We start from the raw sequence: 14451 nt of genomic DNA on the forward strand, positions 1-14451 counted from the left end.
CTCCATGAATTGAGAAAGCTAAGGCGCCGTGCCGTCGATCAACCGGACCAGACGCTGGGCACTACCGAACGCCAAGGTCATGCCCAGCGCACCCTGGCCGCAATTGACGTACAGGTTGTCACAACCACTGACGGCCAGAATCGGCCGCCCGGTGGGGGTCGCCGGACGCCAACCGGTCCAGGGCTGACAATCATCGGCGTTCCAGCCAAAACCGAACAATGCCTGAGTCGAGGCTTTCAGTTGTTCGATACGCTTAACGGGAATCGACGCATCCAGCCCACACAACTCGACCATCCCCGCGACGCGTAAGCGATCACCGATCCGGGCGAACACCGTTTTACGCCGCATGTCAGTCACGCTGACCGTCGGTGCATTCATCGAATCAGTGATCGGCAACGTAATGCTGTATCCCTTGAGCGGGTAGACCGGCATGCGCACATCGAACGCTGATAACAACCCGGCACTGTAAGCACCCGCCGCCAGCACGACCGCTTGCGTCCCTAAAAGACCTGGGCCTTCGATGGCGTGGTGAATCTCCAACGCGGTGATACGCCTGCGTTCACGTCGGAAAGCGGCAACCTCACTGTTAAACAGAAAACGCACACCCTGCTTGCTCAATAACCGCGCAAGCTCCTGACAAAGCTTGCGCCCATCGACCGCGCATTCGCTGTCGGTATGGATCGCGCCATGAAACGCCTTCTTATAGCCCTCAAGTGCAGGTTCGATCGACAGGGCTTCGGCGGGACTCACTATTTTTTGTGGCCTGGCGCCTTGGGCGGCCTGGAACTTCACCTGCTCGCTGGCCTTGCGCAGGCTTTCAGCATCGGGGTAGAGAACCAGTTTTCCGGTACGGGCAAAATCGCACTGCACCTTTTCCTGACTGATGAAGGCGTCCAGCGCCAGCCGACTTTCATGCGCCAGTTCCAGTAACTCGACAGTGGTCTGACGCGAAATGGACGTACGGCAGGCCGCGAGAAACTCCATACACCAGCGCCATTGTTCCACGCTCCATTGCGGCGAAAACTTCAGCGGCCCGTTGCGCGCCAACAGCATTTTCGGAATGCCCGGCAACAGAGAGGGATCAGCCAGCGGTTGCACATAGCTGTAACTCAATTGCGCTCCATTGGCCGCACTGGCCCCCATGCCGGCCTCCCCCGCACGATCGATAACGGTGACGTTATGACCGGCCTTGTGTAAAAACCAGGCACTGCTCAAGCCCACGATTCCAGCGCCGACGACACAGATTTCCATTACGCCACCACCCTGTCAGACAGGTCCCAACCCACAGGCCGCCGTAGGTGCCAATCACTGACTTGCTGGTAGGCATGGGCGATCCGCAGGATCAATGGTTCGGCGAAAGCACGCCCGACGATCTGCATCGAGACCGGCATACGTTGCTCGTCGAAGCCCGCCGGCAGCGCCACTGAGCAGAGATTGAGCAGGTTGGCGAAACGGCCGAGCAAGGCCAGGGGCGTACCGTACTCATCGACCTGATTCAACGGCACACTGCCAATGGCGTTGGTCGGAAACGCACAGGCATCGACATTGGACATGGCCTCTTCCATGGCTCGACAGGCAACGCGTCGCTGGTTGTGCAAATTGATATAAGCCGCCGCGTCGACGGCGCGTCCGCTCAGCACCCGACGCTGCACATGAGGATCGAAGCGCAGATCATCGCGTTCGAACAGGCTGCCAAGGCTGGCGTAGCCTTCGGCGCTCATGAGGCCACCGGCAACGCGCATGCACTGCTCCAGCGAAGTCGGTAGCGGTTGTTCGACCAGATGCATGCCCAGCGCGGCCAATTGCTCAAGCCCCTGGTCATAGGCTGCCAATACGCCAGGCGTGATGTGTACACGTTCGGTCTGTGGCAACACCCAGATGCGCAGACCGGTCACCGGAAGATTCAAGCCTGCCGCGGCGCTGAACACTGGCGACTTGGCCGAGACCGGATCCAGCGGGTCCGGCCCCAGCAGTGCGTCAAGCATCCACGCGGCGTCTTCGACGGTGTGCGTAATCGGCCCCACCGAATCCAGCGATGGACACAATTCAATCAAACCGTGACGGCTAATCAACCCACGCGTGGTTTTCAAACCAACCAGACCACACATGCCCGCAGGAATCCGCACCGAGCCACCGGTGTCGGTGCCCAACGCTGCGCTTGCCAACCCGCCGGCCACGGCCACCGCTGAACCACTGCTGGAACCCCCTGGCGCACGATGCACGTCGGCGTCCCATGGGTTCCACGGCGTGCCCATCACGGCATTGGTGCCCCATCCTCCGAAAGCGAATTCAACAGTGTGAGTCTTGCCCATGATGATCGCCCCAGCGCGCTCCAGTCGCTGCACTGCCGTGGCGGTGAGCCGCGAGATACGCGGCTTCTGTGCCAGCGAACCTCCGGTTATGGCCTTGCCGTCGATCTCGAATAAATCCTTGATCGCAACTGGAATGCCATGCAATGGCCCCAGGTTGACACCGGCAGCCCGCTGCCGATCGGCCGCGATGGCGGCACCGAGCGCGCGCTGGGGGTAGGCCTCGACATAAGCATTGAGTTGACCGTTGAAGCGCTCGATCCGCTCCAGTTGCGCGCAAACCAGGGACTCGCTCGTGAGCGCTCCGGACTCCAGCGCTTGCCGCAACTGGCCAATACTGTGGGAAGCGGTTCGATCCATGATGTTCATGTGTTCAACCTCGAATGGTTTTGCGTCCGCGAGAAAATCGTACTTCCAGCACTCGCGATAACAGAGAAAGAGGGAAAGCGATGACGAAATAGAACAGCCCCACCAGCAGGAAAATATGCATCGGCAAAAAGGATTCGGACGCGATGGCCCGGGCCGCCAGCATCAACTCATCGGTGGCGATCAAGGCGCACAGGGAGCTGTCCTTCAGAATCGACACGTAGGCATTGAGCAACGGCGGCAACATGCCGCGAATGGCTTGCGGAAAGATCACGGCGGTGAAGGCTTGCAACGGCGTCAGGCCCGTGGCGATGGCCGCCTCACGTTGGCCTCGATGCAAGGAATCCAGTCCACCGCGCAGGATTTCCGCGACGTAGGCCGAGCCCTGCAAGCCCAAACCGATGGCTCCGGCCCAGTAACCGGACAGCGTCAGCCCGAGGCTGGGCAAGGTGAAATACAGCGCCAGCAGCAACGCCAGGAGCGGCACCGCACGCATCCCCTGGATGAAGCACACCGCCAGACGCTTGAGCAATACGCTGGGGCTCTTCATCGCCCAGGCCAGTAACGCGCCCAACATCGCCGCCAGGGCGAAGCCTGTCAGGGACAACTCGGCGCTGACCCGTGCGCCGAGTAGCAGGCGAGCGATCCAGTCGCTCCAGTATTCCGGGTATTGCTGGAAAAAACTGATCATCGCGTCGCCCCCAGATGACGTTCAAGTCGGATGAAGCCCACGCCAATTGGCAAGATCATCGCCGCATAGATGCACATCACCGCCAGATAAATCAGCGAAGTCTGGAACGTGGATGTCACCAGATTGCGTGCCAGGAACATGATTTCCGGCACGGCAATGGCCGAGGCGATGGACGTGTCCTTGATCAGTTGCGTGACGTAGTTGGCATAAGCCGGCAACGCAACGCGCAGGGCCTGGGGCAAGAGGATGTCGCGCAGAATCTGCATACGGTGCAGGCCGATGGCCTGCCCGGCTTCATGCTGGCCGACGTGCAACGATTGCAAGCCAGCTCGGAAAGTATCGGCCAGCACTGCGCTGCCTACCAGGCTCAAACCGACGATGGCCGCCAGCCATGCGGGCAAATTGATGCCCAGGTAGGACAGCCCAAAGTAGATCAGAAACAGGTGCGCCAGCGCGGGCACGTTGCGCATCCATTCGATGAAACAGGCGATGGCGCCGTGTACCAGTCGCGATCGGCTGAACGTCAGTAGAACCGCCAGCACCAGACCGCCCGCGCTGGCCAGCACCAAGGTGCAGAAGGCGATTTCCAGCGCATTCATTGCGCCTTTCAACAGCAAGGGCAACAGCCCGAGGAAAGCTTCCAGATTCACCATCAAGCGCTCTCCACAGCCATACGCCCAAGAAAACTGCGGGTACGTTCGTGACAAGGATTGTCGATCACTTGCGCCGACGGCCCCTGTTCGACAATGCGTCCGCCGTCCATGAAGATCACCCGATCCGCCACATCGCGGGCAAACCGCACTTCGTGGGTGACCATGATCATGCTGCGGCCCTCTTCCGCCAGCTCGCGAATCACCGCCAACACTTCGCCGACCAACTCGGGGTCCAACGCCGAGGTCGGTTCGTCGAACAGAATCACTTTCGGTTGCTGAGCCAAGGCCCGGGCGATGGCGACCCGCTGTTGCTGACCACCGGACAATTGCTCGGGATAAGACTCGGCCTTGTGCCGCAGATGGACTTTTTCCAACATCGCGTCGGCCAACTCATACGCCTGCTTGCGCGGCATGCCTTGGGCCTTGATGGAACCGAGGGCGACGTTATCGCGCACGTTCAAGTGCGGCCAGAGATAGAACAACTGGAACACCATGGCGATCTCGCGGCGCTGCGCAGCCAGCTCGCGGTCACTCATCAGGCGTAAACGCTTGCCGTCCTTGACCTGCCCGATCAGCTCGGTCCCCAGCCAGATCTCGCCACTGGTAGGTTTTTCCAGGTAATTGATGCAACGCAGGCAGGTGGACTTTCCAGATCCGCTCGGGCCAATCAGCGACAGGGTCTCACCAGGCTTCAACTCCAGACTGATGCCCTTGAGCACCTCCAGATCGCCATAGTTCTTGTGTAGTTCGTGCACGCGCAGCAACGCGGCGTCAGACGGGCTCGACATCTTGGCTAACCTCTTCTTGTTATAGGCATGGCGATGAATCGGTGCATCCGCAGGAGTCCGCCCCATCGCCTCACACACTTATTTGCAGCCAGGTAACGTCCAGCCTGCAGGGCGATCGACGCCGAGCCGCAGGTCCTTGCCTTCGGGCATGAACCAGACATCCTGGGTCAGGCCGTAGCGAGCGCCGATCTTGCGCATCTCACAGTTTTTCCAGAGCGTCTGAATCTGCGCGTTGACCGCCGTCACCAGTTCCGGACTGGCCTTGTTGAAGCCGAACACCACCTGACCCAAGCCCGTCAGCAGTGGGAAATTCGGATCGTTGTCGACGAAGGCGTTGAAATGCAGGTGCCATTGCTCATTGCGGGAAATGGCGTATTGCATGACCGGTGGGTCGCCGATCACCGCATCGATGCGTCCGGCGAGTAGATCGCGAACGGCCGCATCGGACGTGTCGTACAGGGCGACTTGCAGGCCATCGATCTTGCGCATCTCCGGGATGAACGAAAAGCCGGTGATGGTCCCGACTTTCTTGCCCTGCAAATCCTTGAGGCTGTTCCAGTTGGTCTTGTCTGTCTGGGTGATGCCGTTCTTGAAGTAGTGAATAGGATCGCTCAAGGCCATGATTTTCGAGCGTTGTTCGGTCCAGCCCATGGTGCCTGCCATGACATCCACTCGTTTGGACTGCACCGATGCAATCGTCCCTGACCACTCCATCAATGCCGGCTTGACCTTGAGCCCCAGCTTTTCAGAAATTTGTTGAAGGATTTCACCGTCATAGCCGACCATCCGACTATCTTGATACCCTGTTCCTGGCATATCACCACTGAAGGCGATGGTCAGGCTTCCCGGCTCTACTGTCTCCAATGCGAACACCGGTGCCGCAGCCAGCACGGACACCAGAAAACCGGCACAAATAGCGGAAAAACGCTGAACCTTGGACGTCTTCATCGGATGCTCCTCGATAGTTTTTATTGTGGCAGCAGAACGTTTCGCATGGCCCCATCGTAGTGGGACCGGCGCTATAACTGGTTGGATGCTTTGCACGAATGATTGAATATTTGCGACATTCTGGCGGTACAGAGAACGGGACGCCCCAGGAAAGCCTCGTGGACGGGCTCGATCATGGGCAGGCGCGTCATCCACCCATGCGCCGCGGCACCGCCGAGCTGTCTATTGGCATCATGTTGTGGCCACGCTTTCCCTTGCTGTCACTGTCAGGGCTGACCGATGCGTTGCGGCACGCCGCCGATACGGGCGATCAAAGCCGCCCCATCCGCTGCCAATGGAAAGTACTCGGCACGCCCGGGCAAAGAGTCATTTCCAGTAGCGGACTGGACGTGCCCATCGACAGCGAACTCGCTGACCCGGCGCGTTTCGACTACATCGTGGTGATTGGTGGATTGCTCGACTCCATCGAGGCGGTGCCGAAAACCTATCCCGCGTTCCTCCACCAGGCCGCGGCGGCACAGGTGCCGTTGATCGGCCTGTGCACCGGCAGCTTCGTGCTCGCGCGACATGGCCTGATGGAGGGGCGAACGGCGTGTGTCCACGCCTACCATGGCGACGACTGGAAGCGGCTGTTTCCCTCGTTGCGCTTTGTCATCAACAGGGACTTTCTGATCGACCAGGACCGGATCACCTGCGCGGGCGGTGTGTCAGTGATCGAACTGGCCCTTCATCTGATCGGCATGCATTGCGGACCGGATCGTGCGGGCAAAGTCGTGCATCAGATGACGGTGGCGAAGAACACATCCAACAGTTTCGTCGATCGACGCAAGGCGCTCGGCTACGCCAGCTCCTCCAACCGTCGGCTGCACGAAGCCGTGATGTTGATGGAAAAACACATGGCCCAACCCCTGGATATCGAGGCCATTGCGCATCTGGTCGGCACCAGCAAACGGCAATTGGAACGCCTGTTTGTCGCTGAAACCAACAACAGCCCAGCCCAGTTCTACCGCCAGGTCCGACTCCGGTTCGGCAGATGGCTACTCGTGAGTTCCGATCGCCAGATCGGCGAGATCGCCTTTGAATGTGGCTTCGCGGATGCGCCGCATTTTATTCGGCACTTTCAGAGCATGTTTGGTATGTCGCCAGGGAAGTTACGCAAGGCCCTGATGCAACAAGATGGGAAATGATGCTGCAAGTGACACTGACTATCACCCGAACCACACTCGCCCAGAGACTCGGAGTAAGAGTTATTGGAGCGTAACGCTTCTGTTACGACCCTCAACGCCGCCGCCCCAGCCCCAAAATGCGCCACGCAATTCGCCTGGTGGGCTTCGCATCCAATGCCGCTCACTTGCGTAATGACGGTTGCCAGCCGAAAGCATGGCAATTTGCCACCGAAACACGGTAAATTCGCCCTATAGGTGATGTCAGCGAACGTCACTACGACTCAATACAAGGAAGTAGCTATGCCCGCAACCAAGGACTCTCTCCTCAGGCAACCGCCCCTATTGCACCTGTTTCTAGAGTGCCTGCACTGTACCTCTTCACAGACGCTGCTTGAAAAGCAGCATGACCGGGGATAGGGAAAACCTACATGCCCCAACCATTCCGTTTCCAGACTTCACCGTCTACCAGCCCCAACCCGACAGAAGCCAACATATTCATCCATGGCTACAGCGCCGGGCATAGCGACCAGGACCAGAAGCTCCTACTCGAGAAAATTCCCGATCAACTTAGCAACTACACCAATATCTTTGCGTTCTGGCCCTCGAATCACTACCTCCACTTCGACAAGTCGTCGCTCTGGGCGCTTGGCACGGCAGGCCTGTCCTCCGGGACAGAAAGCATTGCTGGGCCCTTCGGTTACTGGGGGCTCGCGGGCTCTTTAGCCAAGGATCGGATGAAGAACTTCACTGAAGCCCGCTCACGCGCAGAAAAAATGGGAATGGTGTTACTCGATCAGTTGCAAGAGTACCTGCGCGGCAACCACCCACAGATCGAAACCATCAACCTGATCGGCCACTCGCTTGGCGGCCGGCTGGTCATCAGCAGCCTGAGAAACTTCACGAATAAGCGGCAGCTGGCCATCAACGATGTGCTGCTGATGGCTGCCGCCGCCGAGGTAACAGCCGTCGAAGCGCGTCAGCTGCGTGGTCTGCTTCAGGGGCGACTGATCAATGCCTATTCGAAGACAGACAGGACCCTGCTGTTGAATTGGGGTGAAACCTGCCTGGGACGTAACGAGGTCGAACACTTCGAGAGCATCGAGATGAACGACTTCGGCCACACCGATTACTGGAAGCGGCTACCCGAGGTGCTGGCCGAAACACGCTTCAAAGCGTGCGCGCCCAGCTCGCCAGAGCCTGCCCAAGCACCTGCTGACGCATTCATGCCAACCCTGGCGCCCGAACAACCTGCCGAAGAACACGACATGACACTCGAACTGAACAACCCAAGTGAGGTTTACCAGCGAATCAATGACGAACTGGCACTCATCATAGGCGAACTGAGCAATCCGTCGGACGACGAAGCCTTGAACCAGGCAAGAGAAGAAGCGATTCGACGGCTCACCGAGCATCGGGCGGCACTGATCGAGCGGCTCGCCGAACTTGAGCAGAATGCAGAGTGGAATACGTTCACCATTGCCTTCTACGGCGAAACCGGCGCTGGCAAATCGACCCTTATCGAGACCTTACGCATCTTGCTCCAAGAGCCTGGCAAAAAGGCCAGCCAGCAGGCGTTCCGCAAGCTACACGACCAGTATGGGCTGAGTGAAGAAAACCTGCAGCAGCTGCAACAGAGCATCGAGCAAGCCGAAGCTCGACTTGGCGAACTGACGCAGCAGTTGAGTGCCACAATGCAACAATACGAACAACCTTACAGGGCCGCCCAGAGCGCCCTCGACCAGGCCAACGCCCGATCCTGCGAATTGACGCAACGACTTGGCGGTACGCTCCAGCAACACGAGAAGTCGCACAAAGACGCCCTTGCTGCCGTCACGCGTCTGCACACCCTTCTCGCCGAGCGCAAAAGCACCGCCTCACTCTGGCAGATGCTGTTGAACCTCTTCAGAAAAATGCCAGAGGAGGTCGAGTTGAATGATGCCACCGCCACGCTGACAGCGACCACGACGGCACGCGACAGCGCTGCGGCGACCCTGGACGCCGAGCAGCAGAAAGCCTATCAGGAACGCCTTGCTCTGGAGCAGCAACTGGGCGAAATCGCAACAGCGCGTGACGACGCCTGTGCGGCGATTGCCGCCCAACAGACGGAGGCGACCCACCATCAGCGGACGCTCGCCCAGCAGCGCCTGGAAAATGAAAGCCAGCTGGCACAATTGCTGTCGCAGCTGCAGATTCATGCCGACGGTGAAATCATCGGTGACGGCAGAACCGACTTCACCCGTAAAACACAGCGCTATGACCTCGAACTGGACGGCCAACCCTTCGCCCTGTTGGATGTACCCGGTATCGAGGGTAAGGAAGGCTTGGTACTCGACGAGATAGAACGTGCCGTCCAGACCGCTCATGCGGTGTTCTACGTCACCAACCAGCCCGCACCACCACAAACGGGCGATGGGCAGCACCAAGGCACGCTGGAAAAGATCAAGCAGCACCTGGGAGCGCAAACCGAGGTATGGACGATCTTCAACAAGAAGATCACCAGCCCCAAGCACTCGCTGGCTGATCGATCGCTGATCTCTGACGACGAAAACATCAGCCTTGCCGGGTTAGACGAGAAGATGAGCGAGCAGCTTGGCAAGCACTATCAGGAGGTGTTCCCGCTGACCGCGCTGCCTGCGTTCCTCGCTTCGACCGACCACTTCGCGCCGGGGTCGCAGAACGCCAGGCGCCGCAGCAAAGTGCTTGCGGACTTCGGTGCCGACGAATTGCTGGAAAAATCCCGCCTGCGCAACTTTCTGCAGTTGCTCGGCGGCCGGTTGCTCCATAACGGCAGGGCCAAGATCATTCGGGCCAACTTCAACAAAGCCAATGAGGCGCTCAACCAGACCACTGAAACGCTCTCAGGCGTTCAGCAGACCCTGGCCGCGCTATCGACCCAGCTCTCCCAGGAAGAGCAAAGCGCCAAGAGTCAGTTGAACAGCAGCTTCCAGGCGCTGAAAAAACGTCTGGAATCCTGCGGCGAAACCTTGATCGACGATTTCGCCAGCAACGTGCGCAACAGCGTCTACGCACGCATTGAGGACGATATCAGCAACGACGCTTTCAAAAATGCCCTAAGCGAACAGCTTGAAACCCAACAGCGGCAGCTGGGCAGGCAATTGCCTAAGGCGGTGAACGCAGAGGTCGGAAAATTCCAGAAGGCGGCCGAGGACATTCTCACGCGCTTCGAAAAACATGCCCAAGAGCTGACCGCAAGCTATGGAAAGCTTGGCAGCATGCGATTCAACGAGCATTTCAACCTCAATATAAAGATCGACAACGGCATCAACGTTGCGGGACTGCTAGGCGGCCTTGTCGGTATCGCCTTGGCGCCATTCACTGGCGGAGCCAGCCTGTGGGTTGCTGGAGCCGCAGCCCTTTCCGTGCTGGTTTCGATCGGCAAAGCGCTGTGGAGCGCGCTCAGCTCGGACTACAAAAAGTCCCAACAACGCCAAGCCACGGAGAAAAACCTGCGCAGCGCCACTGAGCAATTGCGCGACACGCTGCGCGACAGCCTGAAAAGCGCCTTGTGCGAAATGCAGGAGACTATCGACCAACTCGACCTGGCACTTGAAGCGCCTGCCAAACAGGCCACTGACCAGGTGCACACATTGACTCGTTCGACCAGTCGCCTGAAAAACCTCTCCCGCCAAATCGAAACCGCAGGAAGTCTGTAATGGAAAACACTCTCAAAACATTCAAGGCCCAACAGGCAAGCGCACTGACGCTGCTCGACAGGCTGCAAGACTTTCTCGAGCAGGGCGCGCAGGCCGGAGTGCCGCTTGACTCGAATTTGAGCAGCAAGCTGCAGAATGCCATCAACAGCGTATCCGGTGAAAAACTCAAGGTCGCGCTGATTGGCGGCTTCTCGGAAGGTAAGACTTCGATTGCGGCGGCCTGGATGGAGAAGCTGGATAGATCCAGCATGAAAATCAGCCATCAGGAATCCTCCAATGAGGTGAAAGTCTACGAAGTCGACGAAGGCTTCGTGCTGATCGACACCCCTGGGCTGTTCGGCTTCAAGGAGCAGGAAAATGCCGAAACTCAGGCCATCGAGAAGTACAAGGACATCACCAGGAAGTACGTGAGCGAATCTCACCTGGTGCTCTACGTGATGAACTCGACCAACCCCATCAAGGAAAGCCACAAGGACGACCTGACCTGGTTGTTCCGCACTCTGGATCTGCTGCCACGCACTGTTTTCGTTCTCAGTCGCTTCGATGAAGTAGCCGACGTGGAGGACGAGCAGGACTATCAGACTAACCTGCAGGTCAAGCGCGACAACGTGGCAGGACGGCTTCGCGAACAGATCGGGCTGAGCGACCAGGAAGTAGCCGAATTGTCCATCGTCGCCGTGGCCGCCAACCCCTTCGACATGGGGGTGGAGCACTGGCTGGCCAACCTCGAACAGTTCAAGGCTCTGTCGCATATCGCCACGCTGCAGACCGCCACCACAGGAAAGATCCAGCAGAACGGTGGCAGCGCCGCGCTGGCCAACGAAATGCGCGCCAGCGTAATCCGCGACGTGCTCAGCAACCAACTGCCCATTGCCATCGAGAACGATCAGAAGGTTTCCCTGGAGGTCGGCAAACTCGATGAGCTCAACGCTCGCCTGGGCAAACAGCTCGCAGTGACCGGGCAGCAAATCGAAGATGCACGCATCAGCCTGCGCGAATTCGCCACACGCTACTTCTCCGACCTGATCCTGCAAGCCAAGGGTTCCAGCCTGGAAACCTTTGCGGACTTCTTCGAACGAGAGGTCGGCGCTGAAGGCATTATCGTGTCCACCCGCCTGCAGAATGAGTTTAGCCGCCAGACTCAGTCGATCACGCTTGAGGTCGAAAAAATGCAGGTTGGCTTCGATAGCGAGGTCAACCACTTCAACATCACCGTCAAAGCCCTGGGCAAGCAAGGCATCAACCACCTGCTCAAAGGCAACCTGATCAACAACACCACGGTACTGGCCGCACGCGATGGCCTCACTACGATTGCCAAGACGGTGGGCATGGATATCGGCAAATACCTGAAGTTCCAACCGTGGGGTGCCGTGAAGTTCGCCAAAGGCGCCAACGGGGCACTGGCCATCCTCGGCGTGGCGCTCGAAGCCTGGGACAGCTGGGAGCAATACAAGCGCGAAGAGGCATTCAAAAAGGCCATCGCAGCAATGGTCGACAACTTCGAACAGCAGCGTCAGGACTTTCTCGCCCTGGTGAACTCCGCGCGCTTCAAGGAGGAGTTCTTCCCCGACTACCTGCTGCTCAACACACGTCGACAAGAACTGCAAAGCAACCTGGATGACAGCCGTGTACGTCAGCAGCGCTTCCAGGCATGGCGCGTTGAAGCGGAAACCATCGACGCTGAATTCAGAAGATTGAACTGACCCCGTTCAGGCGCCCGCAGCGTGATGCAACGGGCGCCTGGACCCGAGCAAATCCACTATCGAATATCCGGTGTCCGCGTCCTCAAACCATGGTTATTTCTTCACTGTCAATCCACACATATCAGAGCAATGCAGGACTGGAAAAACGCATCACGCTAAGCAGCCCCAGGCGTGATGCGTGATTGACGGCGCTTGTCACCGCCTTGAGGGACGCCAGTAAGCTACTGCCATCGCGGGCGGCGCCAAATAGCAGCCGGTTATTCACGCGAATCTCGACATAGGCCAGTGCTTCGGCCTGAGCCCCATCGCGAGCAGCGTGCTCATGATAATCGGCGATATCGAAGTGAACGCCACGCTGGGCAAATGCATCGACCAGCGCCGCCAGCGGACCGTTGCCCTCACCGCTGAGGTCGAACCTGGTGCCCCCCATGTCGAGCACGCCCTCCAGGTAAGTTACAGCGCCTTCGCTGACCAGTTTTGGCGGCAACAACGTGTAGGGCTTGCCCTCATCCAGATAGTGCCGGCTAAAGCACGCAAGGATCATCTCGCTACTGATCTCCTGGCCCGATCCATCCGCCTCTTGCTGGACCAGGTTGCTGAACTCCATCTGCAATCGGCGCGGCATCACGATCCCATGCTGTTCAAGCAGATAAGCCACACCGCCTTTGCCGGATTGGCTATTGACGCGAATGACAGCCTCATAGCTGCGTCCCATATCCGCCGGGTCAATAGGCAGATAAGGCACTTCCCAGAAGCCATCGGGGTTAGCCTGGCGCACTGCAAACCCTTTCTTGATCGCGTCCTGATGCGACCCTGAAAAGGCCGTGAATACCAATTCGCCCGCATAAGGATGGCGAGGATGCGTGGGCAGCTGATTACAGTATTCCACCTCGCGCTGGACGTGGATGATGTCCGAGAAATCCAGCTGCGGATCGATACCGCTGGTGTAGAGGTTCATAGCCAGGGTGAGGATATCGACATTGCCGGTTCGCTCGCCGTTACCAAACAGCGTGCCCTCGACCCGTTCGGCACCGGCCAGGCAGGCCTGTTCGGCGGTGGAAACCCCGGTGCCCCGGTCATTGTGCGGATGGACGCTGATGATCACGCTGTCGCGACGGCTGAAATGCCGGCAAAACCATTCGATCTGATCGGCGAAGACATTGGCCGTGGAGACTTCGACGGTCGTCGGCAGGTTCAGGATCATCTTGTTGGAAGGCGTTGGCGCAAAGACGTCCGTCACCGCCTCGCAGACTTGCAATGCAAAATCCAACTCGGTGAAACAAAAGGTCTCGGGGGAATACTGGAAGGTCCACTGCGTCTCGGGATTGTTGTCCATGTGCTGTTTGATTTCGCGAGCGGCCTGGGTGGCAATCTCGATGCACCCGGCGCGGTCAACACCGAATACCACGTCTCGAAACACCGGGGCGGTCGCGTTGTAGACATGCACGATAGCGCGGGGAACACCCTTCAATGCCTCAAACGTGCGCTCGATGAGATGACTGCGAGCCTGTGTCATGACTTGAATTGTCACGTCATCGGGAATCGCACCCGTTTCGATAAGTTCGCGCACGTAGTCAAAATCGGTCTGCGAGGCGGCTGGGAAACCTACTTCGATTTCCTTGAAACCGACCTTGACCAACAGGTCGAAGAAACGGCGCTTGCGCTCGGCATTCATCGGCTCGATCAAGGCCTGATTGCCATCGCGCATATCGACGCTGCACCAGCTAGGCGCAACGGACTGGACCTGGCCGGGCCATGTGCGGTCCGGCAGATCCACTGTGGTGAAATGTCGATATTTGCTGGAAGGATCCTTCAGCATCATGGCGTTTATCCTTTTTGATCCATAGGTGGGCAGGTTCGGCGTCTGACGCCACCGAACATTGGATCCAATAATAAACGAGCATAACTTGATGCAAATTGCGTTTTCACATCAACAGCACGGTGAAATCCACAAAAAAGTCTAATAATGTTTAATTTTTTGGTTATTTGTGCTCGACATATAAATACTAGAGCAATTTTTAGTCTTACAGGTCGTAGTCACCGCACTGCTCTGGCGTCGTAGTCGGTCATGCTCCGTGGAGAGCGCTTCGAAGGCCCGCTGCAAGCGCTTCTTGCGCCAGGGTGTTGTCCAAGCCGCTGCCTATTCCTATCAG

At 58.3% G+C, this 14451-nt stretch carries 10 protein-coding genes; 3 read left to right on the top strand and 7 right to left on the bottom strand.

From position 1 onward, the window contains the following. Positions 1 to 18: 18 nt before the first annotated feature. The 6 genes from AC3A5O_RS18885 to AC3A5O_RS18910 all read right to left on the bottom strand — a co-directional run bounded on the left by AC3A5O_RS18885 (position 19) and on the right by AC3A5O_RS18910 (position 5755). Positions 19 to 1251, bottom strand: coding sequence for a D-amino acid dehydrogenase (locus AC3A5O_RS18885; RefSeq protein ID WP_487753541.1), 1233 nt, complete (start codon positions 1249 to 1251; stop codon positions 19 to 21). Further along, positions 1251 to 2678, bottom strand: a complete 1428-nt coding sequence (locus AC3A5O_RS18890; protein WP_487753542.1) for an amidase — start codon at positions 2676 to 2678, stop codon at positions 1251 to 1253. The genes AC3A5O_RS18885 and AC3A5O_RS18890 overlap by 1 nt, the downstream gene beginning before the upstream one ends. A 4-nt stretch (positions 2679 to 2682) precedes the next feature. Further along, a complete protein-coding gene (locus AC3A5O_RS18895; protein ID WP_122569108.1) occupies positions 2683 to 3366 on the bottom strand; it encodes an amino acid ABC transporter permease in 684 nt (227 codons plus the stop codon). Then, entirely contained in the window at positions 3363 to 4019 is a 657-nt protein-coding gene (locus AC3A5O_RS18900) for an amino acid ABC transporter permease (RefSeq protein WP_487753543.1), read from the bottom strand. Before AC3A5O_RS18900 ends, AC3A5O_RS18895 begins: the two co-directional genes overlap by 4 nt. Next, complete coding sequence (locus AC3A5O_RS18905) at positions 4019 to 4807, bottom strand: amino acid ABC transporter ATP-binding protein (protein WP_487753544.1); 789 nt, start codon at positions 4805 to 4807, stop codon at positions 4019 to 4021. The genes AC3A5O_RS18900 and AC3A5O_RS18905 overlap by 1 nt, the downstream gene beginning before the upstream one ends. Before the next feature lie 78 nt (positions 4808 to 4885). Further along, positions 4886 to 5755 (bottom strand): substrate-binding periplasmic protein, encoded by an 870-nt coding sequence (locus AC3A5O_RS18910; RefSeq protein ID WP_487753545.1) that lies wholly within the window; start codon positions 5753 to 5755, stop codon positions 4886 to 4888. A gap of 158 nt (positions 5756 to 5913) precedes the next feature. Here AC3A5O_RS18910 and AC3A5O_RS18915 point away from each other — a divergent pair, with 158 nt between their 5' ends. From AC3A5O_RS18915 to AC3A5O_RS18925, 3 genes are all read left to right on the top strand, one after another. Continuing rightward, positions 5914 to 6942, top strand: a complete 1029-nt coding sequence (locus AC3A5O_RS18915; protein ID WP_487753546.1) for a GlxA family transcriptional regulator — start codon at positions 5914 to 5916, stop codon at positions 6940 to 6942. 407 nt (positions 6943 to 7349) lie between these two features. Continuing rightward, a complete protein-coding gene (locus AC3A5O_RS18920) occupies positions 7350 to 10595 on the top strand; it encodes a DUF726 domain-containing protein (protein ID WP_487753547.1) in 3246 nt (1081 codons plus the stop codon). Continuing rightward, positions 10595 to 12298 (top strand): LeoA/HP0731 family dynamin-like GTPase, encoded by a 1704-nt coding sequence (locus AC3A5O_RS18925; protein WP_305469636.1) that lies wholly within the window; start codon positions 10595 to 10597, stop codon positions 12296 to 12298. Before AC3A5O_RS18920 ends, AC3A5O_RS18925 begins: the two co-directional genes overlap by 1 nt. 121 nt (positions 12299 to 12419) lie before the next feature. Here the strand turns inward: AC3A5O_RS18925 and leuA are convergent, their stop codons facing one another. Then, positions 12420 to 14120, bottom strand: coding sequence for a 2-isopropylmalate synthase (gene leuA, locus AC3A5O_RS18930; RefSeq protein WP_487753548.1), 1701 nt, complete (start codon positions 14118 to 14120; stop codon positions 12420 to 12422). Positions 14121 to 14451: the final 331 nt, after the last annotated feature.

It is taken from the genome of Pseudomonas sp. Soil_N_39, assembly GCF_057655955.1.

Bases quoted from the DNA above. Each gene is read 5' to 3' on its own strand.
- AC3A5O_RS18885 (WP_487753541.1), bottom strand. From the start codon at position 1,251: ATGGAAATCTGTGTCGTCGGCGCTGGAATCGTGGGCTTGAGCAGTGCC.
- AC3A5O_RS18890 (WP_487753542.1), bottom strand. From the start codon at position 2,678: ATGAACATCATGGATCGAACCGCTTCCCACAGTATTGGCCAGTTGCGG.
- AC3A5O_RS18895 (WP_122569108.1), bottom strand. From the start codon at position 3,366: ATGATCAGTTTTTTCCAGCAATACCCGGAATACTGGAGCGACTGGATC.
- AC3A5O_RS18900 (WP_487753543.1), bottom strand. From the start codon at position 4,019: ATGGTGAATCTGGAAGCTTTCCTCGGGCTGTTGCCCTTGCTGTTGAAA.
- AC3A5O_RS18905 (WP_487753544.1), bottom strand. From the start codon at position 4,807: ATGTCGAGCCCGTCTGACGCCGCGTTGCTGCGCGTGCACGAACTACAC.
- AC3A5O_RS18910 (WP_487753545.1), bottom strand. From the start codon at position 5,755: ATGAAGACGTCCAAGGTTCAGCGTTTTTCCGCTATTTGTGCCGGTTTT.
- AC3A5O_RS18920 (WP_487753547.1), top strand. From the start codon at position 7,350: ATGCCCCAACCATTCCGTTTCCAGACTTCACCGTCTACCAGCCCCAAC.
- AC3A5O_RS18925 (WP_305469636.1), top strand. From the start codon at position 10,595: ATGGAAAACACTCTCAAAACATTCAAGGCCCAACAGGCAAGCGCACTG.
- leuA (WP_487753548.1), bottom strand. From the start codon at position 14,120: ATGATGCTGAAGGATCCTTCCAGCAAATATCGACATTTCACCACAGTG.